Below are 11,997 nucleotides of genomic sequence, written 5' to 3' on the forward strand. Positions count from 1 at the left end.
CCTTATTCTTCGTTTTGGGTATTAAATGTAACTGCTAATTTTTCAAAAAAACTAATCCAAAAATTATCTTCATCAGCCTTTTTTAAAGCCGAATTAAAATATTCATTTATATAGTCTTTCTTTTCAGGCAACATTCTAATAACATCCCCTTTCGAACCTATTGGATAAAATTTCTCATGATACTCTACATAGTAGCTATTATCATAATCAAACTCATAATACACTGTGTTACCCTTTATTCGCTTAAAATGTTTTTTCTTGTTCTTTTTAAGTAGTTTTAATGGCAGTTTTTTTAATAAAACTTGGTAAAAACCATTCATTTCAACATTATCTCCAATAGTATTAATTTGGATAAAATTACTCTTATTGATTTGAAAACTTTCAATTTTAGATTTATGAAGAATTAAAGTCGGGTAATCATAATTATACCCTACATTAAAAAGTATGTCATCAGTATTTAAGTCATACTTTAAAGGAACTTGATTATAAAATTGATAATCATAAACAATTGATCCAAATTGAAATTCACTACTATCAAAAAACTTATGTCTTTCGTTTATAGTTCTAAATAACTCTATATATTCGAGTCCGTTGAAGAGAGAAGTATTATATCTAACAACATTATCATCGAACCAATTATAAAATTTCGGTTCTTTTTGCAAATCTTGACTAATCACATTAATAGTTGTCATTAAAGCCAAAATCAGCAAAGGTATTAGTTGGTTGGTTTTCATAGGTTTGGTTATTGTTTTAAAATTAACAATAAATTAGAAATACCTAAACCAAATCACGTTTTTAAAATTAAAAAATAAGAATATTCTAAAGTTTAATGATTTCACTAAATTAAGTTCATAAAATTAACATAAATGATACTTAATTAATTACTTTCTGACCTAAACACAAGAATTGATTTGGCAGTATTTTTAATCTCAACCTCATTCATCATCATTTTACGAAACTCCCCGTTGATATACATTTCTGCTTGATCTCTATAGTGCTTACTAAACGGATTACCAGACTGCCCAGTAGGCAGAATGCTAATACTATTCTCCACATCAGAGAAATCTATAAGTCTTCTAGTAGAAGGACCCGAGGTGGTTTTATAAAAACCAGTAGCATCATAGGAAAACGCCATATTATTAATAACTTCCCTCGTACCATTCACCGGAAAAGGACCTACATTAAAGAAAGAACGCAAGGCTGCTATTTGACCAATAGGATGAGGATGCTCAATACTATGCACTCTATCCCATCGCCAATAATCCATATTATTGCCAAAGTCTTTTTCTAAAGACTCTACTGCTTCCATGAAAGAGCTATTTACGATATCCGCCATGGTTTCTTGAACATCGGTAGTATTTACATTATCTAACCAAACAGACTCCTCGTCCTTAGATAATGGTGCTATTAATCTTTTGGTAAAATGGGTCTCTAAAAACTGATTAAAAAGCTCTTTATCCAATTCATCTTCAAACGTATTCTCTAGAAAGTAATACACCCATCTATTATAAATAGTAGCCTCTATTGATGATAACTCATAATCACCTGTCCACATTTTTAAACTGTCGATAGCTTTTAATCCGTTTTCACTTAATAATGAAACATCTAGATATTTAGATAAATTGGTAACTATTTCGGGATCTACGGCTGAAATAACATCTGTAATCATTTCACTTGCAGCATTTAAATCCCAATCATTCTTGGGTTCTAACAACTGTACAATTCGCTTTCCTCTATTTTCAGGCAGATAGTAACCTGGGTATAACATACCTGCAATAGAATCTGGTTGATTGTTGGCTGAGTATACATAATTATTCGGTGGATTTATTGCCTGCGGATTCTCATTAAAACTAATGAATTCTTTTTCTACCGGAAGTCCCTCACCTACTTCAAAAATCAATTTTGTATTTATCGAATCGGGAATTTTATAAAGCTGGGCTGTGGCAAACCATGCAACATTACCCTGGTCATCACCATACATTATATTTAAACCAGGTGCATGAATTTTTGGTAGAGCGGTCTTAAATTCCGTAAGATTATTAGAATGGCTTAAACCGAATAAAGCGTCTATAACTTTATTATCTATTTGAGTATATAACCATGACATGGCAATTGGTCTTTCACCTTGCACTTGATCTGCAATTCCGTTTAAAATTGGACCGTGATTCGATTTTTTATATGAAAATTCAACTTCAGACGAATCTTTTACTTTGAAACTCTTTGTAATAATTTCATAATCTACATATCCATTTTCAGATAAGTATTGATTCTCGTTTTCTGGATTGTTCTGCTCATAATAGAAATCCACATCATCATTTTCGAACATGGTAATACCGTAAGCGACCTTTCTATTATGCCCTAATAGCGGAAATGGTATACCTGCAATATGATACCCGTACTTTGAGTACGTCGGTGTTTCAATATGAGCTTCATACCAAACAGACGGCTGAGCGAAGCCAATATGAGGGTCGTTAGCTAAAATAACCTTGCCGTTCTTAGTTTTTTCAGGTGCGATTACCCAACTATTACTGCCCTCAAATAACGGAATATCTAATGCACCTAATGCTTTATTGACCGCTGCAGTTAGGTTATTCTGAATAGAGTCTGACTGCGACGGATTATAATTCTTTATCCATTCCGTTTCAACATTTGAACTAACATGTAAATCATTCAAGTATTCAGTCCCAAGTCTGGTGTTTATGGTAGTCAAAAGAGGATCTGTCTTGTGCGCCATAGCAAAACTAAAAGCCATATAGCCAATAGTATTATAGACATCCTCTAAAACAAATTCTTTCTTTTCGATACCTGTCAGGTAAAACTCAACAGGTGTAGGTCCTTCTTTAATAAATTGATTAATACCGTCTAAGTATGCTTTTGATAATATTACTCCGGCATCACTTAAATCCGCATTAGCGGCAGACGTTTTAGATGCATCTGCAATACCAAGTGATAGAAAGAATTTGTCTGTTCCAATTAAATCTGCACCAAAAACTTCTGATAAACCACCACTGGCAATTCTTCGTAAAAGTTCCATTTGCCACAAACGATCTTGCGCATGCACATAGCCTAAAGTTCTAAAGGCATCTTTTTCATTTTCACCGTAAATATGGGGAATACCGTATTCATCATAGTAGACGGTAACCTCTTTTTGAAGGTTTACCAATTCTTTTTCACCAGAATAATTTGGTTTTAAAGTATAGGCAAATACTCCGACAACAATGATCAGAAGGGTAACAATAACCAACAGGAACGCTCCTATTTTTTTTAATGCTTTCATAGTTCAGTTTGGGGGAATCGGTCCCAAGTTAAAACTATTTTTTACATTAAACACCTCGCAGCTCTGCTTTTTATTGAGAAGTAGTTAACACCTTACAAAATCGATCTATCAATTATTATTTTTCAAACCCTCTAGCAACCAGTTTTTATAGGTTGGTACATCTGAATTTTGAATAGAGGTATTCAACACTTTCAAATCTGGAGAAAGCAATACGTAAAATGGTTGAGAGATAGAGCTGAAATTTACATCTTGAAAGGTTCCCCATTTTTGGGCAATGTTAGAAATTTCCTTAACTCGACCGCTATCATACTGAAAATTAAATTGTTCAGCTGAGGGCAGCTCTTCTCGATCATCAGTGTACAATGAAATAAGCACATAGTTATCTTTTATAATTGGGAAGACTTCGGCATCACTCCAAACATTCTCTTCCATTTTTCTACAGTTGACACAAGCCCAACCCGTAAAATCTAATAAAATAGGTTTATCTACCTCTTTCGCATACGCAAGACCTTCATTAAAATCTTTAAAGCAATCAATACCTAGTGGGCAATCGCTTTCTTGCTTAAAAACGCTATAGAACTCTGGTGGCGGAAAGCCGCTTAACAATTTTAGGTTCGTAATATTAGTTACACCCAATATCATATAAATAGTAAATGCAGCACTTATAAAGGCAGCAACTTTTCTACCCATAGATAACTTTTTCACCGGACCATCATGCGGAAATTTATATAATCCGAACAAGTACAATGTCATTGCTATTCCTAAAACAATCCAAATACCTAAGAATACTTCTCTTTTCAGAATACCCCAATGACCTACTAAATCTGCATTCGACAAGAATTTTAATGCTAAACCAATTTCTAAGAAGCCCAATACTACTTTAACCGTAGTCATCCATCCGCCAGATTTTGGAAGTGAATTTAACCAGGCAGGAAATAATGCAAATAAGGCAAAAGGCAATGCTAATGCAACACCAAAACCGGTCATACCCGCAGTAAGATTCGTAGCCACTTCACCTTCTGCCAAAGTAGTACCTCCTAATAATCCTCCTAAAATAGGACCGGTACACGAGAAAGATACAATAGCCAATGTAACGGCCATAAAAAATATTCCTAACACTCCGCCAACCTTAGACGATGCATCATCCATTTTATTTGCCCATGAGTTTGGTAAGGTCAATTCATAATATCCAAAAAACGAAAAAGCGAAGAATATGAAGATCACGAAGAACAACAAATTCAACCAAACATTTGTAGCTATGGAATTTAAAATTTGAGAATCTACTGAGTCGAACAAATGAAATGGTAAACTCAGTAAAAAGTAAATTAGAATAATAAAAAAGCCATAAAGCAATGCATTTACAATCCCTTTGGATTTATTCTGAGAATGTTTGGTAAAGAATGATACCGTTAGCGGAATCATTGGAAACACACATGGAGTCAACAAAGCTATTAATCCGCCAAGAAAACCTAATCCGAAAATCACCCAAATATTAGTAGTCTCGGCAATGTTATCTTGCCCCTGATTTAGTAATTCTCTGTTCTTGAGATCTAATCGTAATTCTTGCCCTAATGCTAAACTTCTATCATCAACAGTCGCTACAACTGCTTCAGCTGCAGATCCATCTAAAGTAAAGATGAACTTCATATCCATAGGAATACAAACCTCTTTACATACTTGAAAAAACAAGTCAACATCGATTTGATTTATTGCTGAATCTACAATTCTAATACGCTGTGTAAAGATTGCATTATCCTTAAAATAGGTTTCTTCAACCTCAAATATTTCACTGAATTCTTTTATAGTTGCACTCTCTTCTGTACCATCAATAAGTTCATATATAGTGCCATTTCCGTTATAGGTAAACTCGCTTGGCAAAGAACCATATTCTGATGTAAATTGAGAATACATGTGCCAGCCATCTAAGATTTTGGCTTGCATTACCAGCTCATATTCCGATTCAGATATTTTATTAATCTTCTGTTCCCAAACGACAGGCTCATCTTCTGTTTGTGCAAAAACACCTAACGGCAATACAATAGCAAACAGTAATAAAGTAAAAAATCTCATCATGTAAATTCTATTTTTAAAATCTCTTGAGTGGTATCTGCAACTCTAAAACGATGATCTGCGCGCATACCAATAACCCAAATAATTTGCCCTTCAGAGCATAGTATCCAAGTTTCTTCTTTAGACAAAACATCAATTTTCTCATCCTTAAAAAACTTTGACAATTTCTTTTTTCGATTTAAACCTATCGGATAAAAATAGTCGCCGGTTTTCCATTTTCTTACTATCAGCGGATACTTTAATGCATTCTTTTGAACGAATATTGCAGTATCTGTATTATCATAACGTTCAGGCACCACCGAAAATTTCAAGTTTAACGGAAGGTTCAAAGGTACTTCATCTACCGTAATCAAATACTCCAGATCATACGATTTGCTTTCCTTGTTCGAAGTTAAAATCAATACATCTCGATTCTTAACCAAAACATGTGAACTCGAAGCTAATTGCTTACCCGAAAGTCCGTCTAGCAATGCTTCAAGATTATCCATTTCTTTGAATCCGTACTCCTTAAACAATCCATGTAAATAGGTAGAACGCGGACGTAAGTCTTTCAGTTTTGCGATTTCAATTTCAAACCTACCGCCTTTATCGATAAAGAGTTCTTCTTTTAATTTGCTAAGGTATGCCGAAGCAATTGTTTCGGTCTGCTGTAAATAATCTAGCGTATTTTTAAAATTTTCTGAAAAGGTAGGATGCAATTCATTCAACTTCGGAATTATCTCTAATCGAATTTTATTACGTAAATATTTAGCATCAGCATTACTTGCATCTTCACGCCATTTCATATTTTGCTCGCTTGCAAAAAATTCCAATTCTTGCCTTGTAAACGGCAACAGTGGTCTTCGTACATAATTTATTTTAGCAGGTATACCCGTTAATCCATCGATTCCTGTACCTCTCGATAAATTGATTATAAACGTTTCTAAATTATCATTGGCATGATGAGCAGTTAGTAGATAAGTACCCAAATTTTCTTTTAATAATTGCTCAAACCAAGCATAGCGAAGCTCACGAGCTGCCATTTGCACAGAAACTTTATGCTGACTCACATAACCAAGCGTATCGAAATGGGTTACAAAGACCTCATTTTCTATCTTTTTGGCATAATCACGTACAAAAGCCTCGTCACCATCACTGGCTGTGCCACGCAATCTAAAATTACAATGTGCTATAGAAAATTTCAAATTTGCTTGATGACAAAGCTCCACAAGCACAGTACTATCTAGACCTCCACTACATGCGATGATGAAGTTACTATCTAATAATTCTGAAAAAGAATCTTCAATATGTTTTTTGAATGCCTCTAACACGCAATAAAGGTAAGGAAGTCCCCCTGTTTAATAGGGAAGCCTAAGGTTTATTTAACTTATGCCGAATTTTATATAGTTAAGAAATAGACTTTACAAAAGAAGCTACTTTCTCTGCATGAATTTTGGCCAACTCGACATTTGTAATCCCTTTTAATTTATCAAAGTTCTCACTATATCGGGGTAAAGAAAAAGATTCAACCACAGTGCCTTGAAATCTAGCAACCATTTTTTCTGCGACTTCTAAAGCTCCCATAGCTCCGCGACCACCGTTAGAAGTAGCCATTAATAAAATTTTCTTATCCGTCAAAAACTTGATGTCTAGTCGAGACAACCAGTCCATCGTATTCTTAAAATATGCAGACGGGTAGCTATTATGCTCATTTACAGAGATGATTAATCCTTTAGAATTGGCTATTTCATTCTTAAATTCTACCAAAGAATTAGAGAATCCGCTTTCCTTTTCAGTGTCTTCACTATACATCGGAAAAGGATATTTAGAAAGATCTCTCAATCTAACTTCTTGCTCTTTTAGTAAGGTAGTTGTATACTTAACCAACTCAAAATTAATGGAAACTGAAGAATTGCTACCTGCAAATGCTAAAACATAACTCATAAACCTATTTTAATGTATGATTGCGAATTTAATTCAAATAGGGTGAACGTTAGAATATTTTATCTAATTTTGCCCCTTGAAACATCCAAACATACTGTTTTATAAGTATATAGGATATAATTGTGATAATGAGCAACTCTAATTCAAGATTGTTTTTTTTAGACGCCATTAGGGCATGGGCTATCTTAATGATGTTACAAGGTCATTTTATTGATGGTCTGCTTGATAATGCTTTCAGAGACGACTCTAATATGTTGTTCAATACCTGGAAATATTTTAGAGGAATTACAGCTCCGGTGTTCTTTACCGTCTCGGGATTCATCTTTACTTTTTTGTTAATTAGATCTAAACAAACCGGTTGGGCGAATCCTCGTGTTAAAAAGGGAATTAAACGCGGATTTGAATTATTGGTCATCGCCTACCTTTTACGAATGAACATCTTTGGCTTGTTCAAAGGTGAAGTGTATGATTCTTTCTACTTAGTAGATGTTTTGCATTGCATAGGGTTATCACTATTATTCATTATCGGATTTTACATTCTGACTTTTGCAAAACAAAAATGGATTTTTCCAACCATACTAGTATCTACTACCCTACTGCTGTTCATTTTAGAACCTATGTATAAAGCTTCAAGTTTTGAGTTTTTACCGCAAGTGTTCGCAAATTACTTAACGAAAGCAAATGGTTCAGTTTTTACCATTATACCTTGGTTGGGCTACGCTACAATTGGTAGTTTCATGTCCGTACTATTTTCTAAATATCAGGACAACAAAAATTTATACAATTTCATAGTACCGACGTACATCGCTACAGGATTGATTCTTATGTTTCTTTCTTCAGATTTTTTCCTTGCGGTTTATGATGTTACGGGTATACAATTGTTTCAGGCTATAAATGACAATAACTATCTGTTCATTCGTTTGGGTGATGTTTTAATTGTTTTCTCCATATTCATTTTACTAAGAAAAGTTTTAATGAATGCAACGTGGTTAAGAATAGGTCAAAGCACCTTATCTATCTATATTATTCATTTTATTATTTTATACGGCAGTTTTACTGGTGTAGGTCTATATCGCTTTTTTCATCATTCATTGAATCCGTATTTTATTGTACCAGGTGCAATTTTATTTATGATTGCAAGCACCTATTTAGCTTTAAAATATGAAGACCATAAAGCGGAATTAAAAGTAAACATACGTTCAATTTTATCGTCTACAAGAATATACTTAGAGCAATTTGCAATCATCGCCTATGAAGTTTTAAGAACGGTAACAGAGAAAATATTACGTGTTCTGGGTTTAATTAAAAACTAGACTCCCAAAATATCAAAAAACAAAAAGGCAGCCAATTGGCTGCCTTTTTTATTTCTAAACTATTCTATATTATTTAAACATGCAATGCACGATCATCTGTCGCCGCTAACGCAGCTTCTTTAACCGCTTCTGCATAGGTTGGGTGAGCATGGCTCATTCTAGAGATATCTTCAGCAGACGCTCTAAACTCCATCGCAGTTACTGCTTCAGCAATTAAATCGGCACAACGTGCACCGATCATATGCACACCTAATACTTCATCGGTCTTTTTATCGGCAAGAATCTTTACAAACCCATCGATATCCAAACTAGCTCTAGCACGACCTAAAGCACGCATAGGAAATTGACCTACTTTATACTCCACTCCTGCTTCCTTCAGTTCTTCTTCTGTTTTACCAACAGCAGCAACCTCTGGCCATGTGTAAACTACACCAGGTATTAAGTTATAATCGATATGTGGTTTTTGACCCGCTAATATCTCAGCAACCAAAGTACCCTCTTCTTCAGCTTTGTGAGCTAACATAGCACCTTTAATAACATCGCCAATAGCGTAAATGTTATCGGCACTTGTTTTCAAATGCTCATTAACAATTACTTTACCTCTTTCGTCAAGTTTTACACCTGCAGCATCAGCATTCAATCCGTCGGTATATGGTTTTCTACCTACGGCAACCAAACAATAATCACCTTCAAAAACAACCTCTTGACCTTTTTTATCGTCAGCCTTAACAATTACCTGATCACCATTTCTTTCAACCGACTTTACTTTGTGCGATAATGCAAATTTTACTTTTTGCTTTTTCATCACCTTCGTCAACTCTTTAGAAAGCGCAGCATCCATACCAGGTATAATGCGATCCATATATTCAACTACAGTAACTTCTGCACCAAGTCTTTTGTAAACCTGCCCTAATTCAAGACCAATTACACCGCCACCAATAACAATCATATGTTTTGGTATTTCTTTAAGCTTTAAAGCTTCTGTAGAAGTAATTACTCTTTCTTTATCTAATTTTATAAAAGGTAAAGTAGATGGTTTAGAACCTGTAGCGATGATGATATTTTTCGCTTCAATTTCTTCTGTTTTACCGTCGTTCTTTTTGATATTGATATGCGTAGCGTCTTTAAAGCCACCAATACCTTCATAAACGGTAATTTTATTTTTATCCATCAAGAATTCAATTCCCTTGGTGGTCTGATCAACAACGCCTTGTTTGCGTGCAATCATTTTCTCTAAATTTACTTTAATCTCACCAGGAATTTCAATACCATGCTCTTCAAAATGCTTGGTAGCATCTTCATAATGATGAGAAGAATCTAACATCGCCTTAGAAGGAATACAACCAACATTTAAACACGTACCACCCAAAGTGGAATATTTTTCAATTATTGCGGTTTTCATTCCTAGTTGTGCACAACGTATTGCTGCTACGTATCCTCCAGGTCCTGAGCCTATAATGGCTACATCATATTGATCCATAAAATATTTGTTTTCTAATGTATTACAAAATTAATACTATTTTTAGTTTTAAAGGGGTATAGCAGTAGAATGCTTTACCTCTTTTATAGTAAAAGAGCTTTGGGTACTACCGATATGATTCATAGCCGTTAATTTATTGACCATAAAATTTCGATACGCCTCCATATCTTGAACGTGTATTTTTAAAAGATAATCGTAATCGCCACTTAAATGATGACATTCTACCACTTCTTGTAAACGCATAACCTGAGCTTCGAATTGTGCAATATTATCCTTCACATGCTGTACCAATTTAACATGGCAAAAAACAGTGAAATTTCTATCAACTACTGCCTTATCTACCAAAGCCACATAACTTCTTATCGCCCCTATTCTTTCTAACCTTTTAATACGCTCGTAAATCGCGGTTGTTGAAAGTCCTAATCTCAAAGCATATTCTTTCGTCGTTTTCTTACTATCTGCTTGCAAAAGGTCTAAAAGACTATTATCGGTTTGATCTAGCTTCATAGTGATTGAAATTCTTATTAATCCATCAAATTTAAGAAAATACAGATTAAAATTCTAAATAATTTTAAATATTAGTTTTAAAATCTAATAAAATAAGTTCATATTGACAAATTTACTACCAAACGCTATTTTTACTTAAAATAATATCTCATGAGCCAAAAGAATAGCAACGACTTACAAGATTTACAATACTTCGGAGAATATGGCGGAGTAAATCCCTCTATTTCCGATTCATCAACCTATACCTTTATATCGGCAAAAACAATGTTCGATACGTTCGAAGGTAATACCGAGGGTTGTTATTTGTACAGCAGACATTCTTCGCCATCAAATTTGTATTTAGGCGAGGCATTAGCCGCGCTAGAAGGTACCGAAAGTGCCAATGTAACCGCAAGTGGTATGGGTGCTATAACAGCAGTGATTTTACAATTATGTAATGCGGGCGACCATATTATTAGCAGTAGAACTATTTATGGTGGCACGTATGCATTCATGAAGAATTTTTTAATCAAATTCGGAATCAAAACTACCTTTTTAGACATTACCGATCTTGATGCCGTAGCGAAAGCGATTACACCAAAGACCAAAATGATCTATTGTGAGAGTGTAAGTAATCCGCTTTTAGAGGTTGCAGATATTTCAGCACTTTCACGCATTGCGAAGAAAAATGAATTACCATTAATAGTTGACAATACTTTTTCACCTTTAACCGTTTCGCCTGCCAAATTAGGTGCAGATATTGTTATTCATAGCCTTACCAAATTCATAAACGGAACCAGCGACTGTGTTGCGGGTGTTGTTTGTGGCACTACAGAATTTTGCCTTAGTCTTAAAGATGTAAACAATGGCGCAGGAATGCTTTTAGGCAGCACACTTGACAGCATGCGTGCAGCTTCGATTCTAAAGAACATGCGCACACTTCATATACGTATGAAAAAACACAGTGAAAATGCGCAGTATTTAGCCGAGAATTTCGAAAAAGACGGATTACGAGTTGTCTACCCAGGACTCCCTTCTCACCCAGGACATTTAATTATGGAAGATCAAATGAATCCGGAATACGGATATGGCGGATTAATAACCATGGATGTAGGTACACTTGAGAATGCCAATGCATTGATGGAATTAATGCAGGAGAGAAAATTAGGTTATTTAGCTGTTAGCCTTGGGTTTTACAAAACATTGTTCAGCGCACCCGGAAGCTCCACTTCATCAGAAATTCCGCTAGAAGAACAAGAAGAAATGGGACTTGGAAATGGATTAATTCGATTTTCAATCGGTTTGGATGATGACATTCAAAGAACCTATACGTTAATGAAAAAATGCCTGACAGACCTTAATATACTGGATGTCAAAAGCATAAAAGCCTAAATTTTCAATAATAAAATGAGTTTGCACAACCGTTACAGAAATCGTAATATTACGTA

9 protein-coding genes are annotated in these 11,997 nt (G+C 34.7%); 2 read left to right on the forward strand and 7 right to left on the reverse strand.

Annotated elements, in window-relative coordinates; all coding sequences use genetic code 11:
* Positions 1–2 precede the first annotated feature (2 nt).
* The 5 genes from ACEN2N_RS15510 to ACEN2N_RS15530 all read right to left on the reverse strand — a co-directional run bounded on the left by ACEN2N_RS15510 (position 3) and on the right by ACEN2N_RS15530 (position 7,270).
* Positions 3–734, reverse strand: coding sequence for a hypothetical protein (locus ACEN2N_RS15510; RefSeq protein WP_441825166.1), 732 nt, complete (start codon positions 732–734; stop codon positions 3–5).
* Between the two features lie 143 nt (positions 735–877).
* Positions 878–3,277 (reverse strand): penicillin acylase family protein, encoded by a 2,400-nt coding sequence (locus ACEN2N_RS15515; RefSeq protein WP_441825167.1) that lies wholly within the window; start codon positions 3,275–3,277, stop codon positions 878–880.
* Positions 3,278–3,385: 108 nt separating this feature from the next.
* A complete protein-coding gene (locus tag ACEN2N_RS15520) occupies positions 3,386–5,350 on the reverse strand; it encodes a protein-disulfide reductase DsbD family protein (protein WP_441825168.1) in 1,965 nt (654 codons plus the stop codon).
* A complete protein-coding gene (gene tilS, locus ACEN2N_RS15525) occupies positions 5,347–6,657 on the reverse strand; it encodes a tRNA lysidine(34) synthetase TilS (protein ID WP_441825169.1) in 1,311 nt (436 codons plus the stop codon). Before tilS ends, ACEN2N_RS15520 begins: the two co-directional genes overlap by 4 nt.
* Positions 6,658–6,733: 76 nt before the next feature.
* Positions 6,734–7,270 (reverse strand): NADPH-dependent FMN reductase, encoded by a 537-nt coding sequence (locus ACEN2N_RS15530; RefSeq protein WP_441825170.1) that lies wholly within the window; start codon positions 7,268–7,270, stop codon positions 6,734–6,736.
* Between the two features lie 128 nt (positions 7,271–7,398).
* Between ACEN2N_RS15530 and ACEN2N_RS15535 the strand changes: the two genes are divergently transcribed.
* Complete coding sequence (locus tag ACEN2N_RS15535; RefSeq protein ID WP_441825171.1) at positions 7,399–8,583, forward strand: heparan-alpha-glucosaminide N-acetyltransferase domain-containing protein; 1,185 nt, start codon at positions 7,399–7,401, stop codon at positions 8,581–8,583.
* A gap of 73 nt (positions 8,584–8,656) precedes the next feature.
* Here ACEN2N_RS15535 and lpdA read toward each other — a convergent pair whose 3' ends face one another.
* Together lpdA and ACEN2N_RS15545 are read right to left on the reverse strand one after the other, a co-directional pair.
* Positions 8,657–10,063: a dihydrolipoyl dehydrogenase gene (lpdA, locus tag ACEN2N_RS15540; RefSeq protein ID WP_441825172.1), complete on the reverse strand. Its 1,407-nt coding sequence runs from the start codon at positions 10,061–10,063 to the stop codon at positions 8,657–8,659.
* Positions 10,064–10,111: 48 nt separating this feature from the next.
* Complete coding sequence (locus ACEN2N_RS15545; protein WP_441825173.1) at positions 10,112–10,570, reverse strand: Lrp/AsnC family transcriptional regulator; 459 nt, start codon at positions 10,568–10,570, stop codon at positions 10,112–10,114.
* Positions 10,571–10,720: 150 nt separating this feature from the next.
* On the opposite strand from ACEN2N_RS15545, the gene ACEN2N_RS15550 reads away from it, so the two are divergent.
* Complete coding sequence (locus ACEN2N_RS15550; protein ID WP_441825174.1) at positions 10,721–11,941, forward strand: aminotransferase class I/II-fold pyridoxal phosphate-dependent enzyme; 1,221 nt, start codon at positions 10,721–10,723, stop codon at positions 11,939–11,941.
* Positions 11,942–11,997 lie beyond the last annotated feature (56 nt).

This window comes from Maribacter spongiicola, from assembly GCF_052119685.1.
GTDB lineage: Bacteria > Bacteroidota > Bacteroidia > Flavobacteriales > Flavobacteriaceae > Maribacter > Maribacter spongiicola_A.

Coding starts and splice junctions, on each gene's coding strand:
- ACEN2N_RS15510 (WP_441825166.1), bottom strand. CDS start 734: ATGAAAACCAACCAACTAATACCTTTGCTGATTTTGGCTTTAATGACA.
- ACEN2N_RS15515 (WP_441825167.1), bottom strand. CDS start 3,277: ATGAAAGCATTAAAAAAAATAGGAGCGTTCCTGTTGGTTATTGTTACC.
- ACEN2N_RS15520 (WP_441825168.1), bottom strand. CDS start 5,350: ATGATGAGATTTTTTACTTTATTACTGTTTGCTATTGTATTGCCGTTA.
- ACEN2N_RS15530 (WP_441825170.1), bottom strand. CDS start 7,270: ATGAGTTATGTTTTAGCATTTGCAGGTAGCAATTCTTCAGTTTCCATT.
- ACEN2N_RS15535 (WP_441825171.1), top strand. CDS start 7,399: ATGAGCAACTCTAATTCAAGATTGTTTTTTTTAGACGCCATTAGGGCA.
- lpdA (WP_441825172.1), bottom strand. CDS start 10,063: ATGGATCAATATGATGTAGCCATTATAGGCTCAGGACCTGGAGGATAC.
- ACEN2N_RS15545 (WP_441825173.1), bottom strand. CDS start 10,570: ATGAAGCTAGATCAAACCGATAATAGTCTTTTAGACCTTTTGCAAGCA.
- ACEN2N_RS15550 (WP_441825174.1), top strand. CDS start 10,721: ATGAGCCAAAAGAATAGCAACGACTTACAAGATTTACAATACTTCGGA.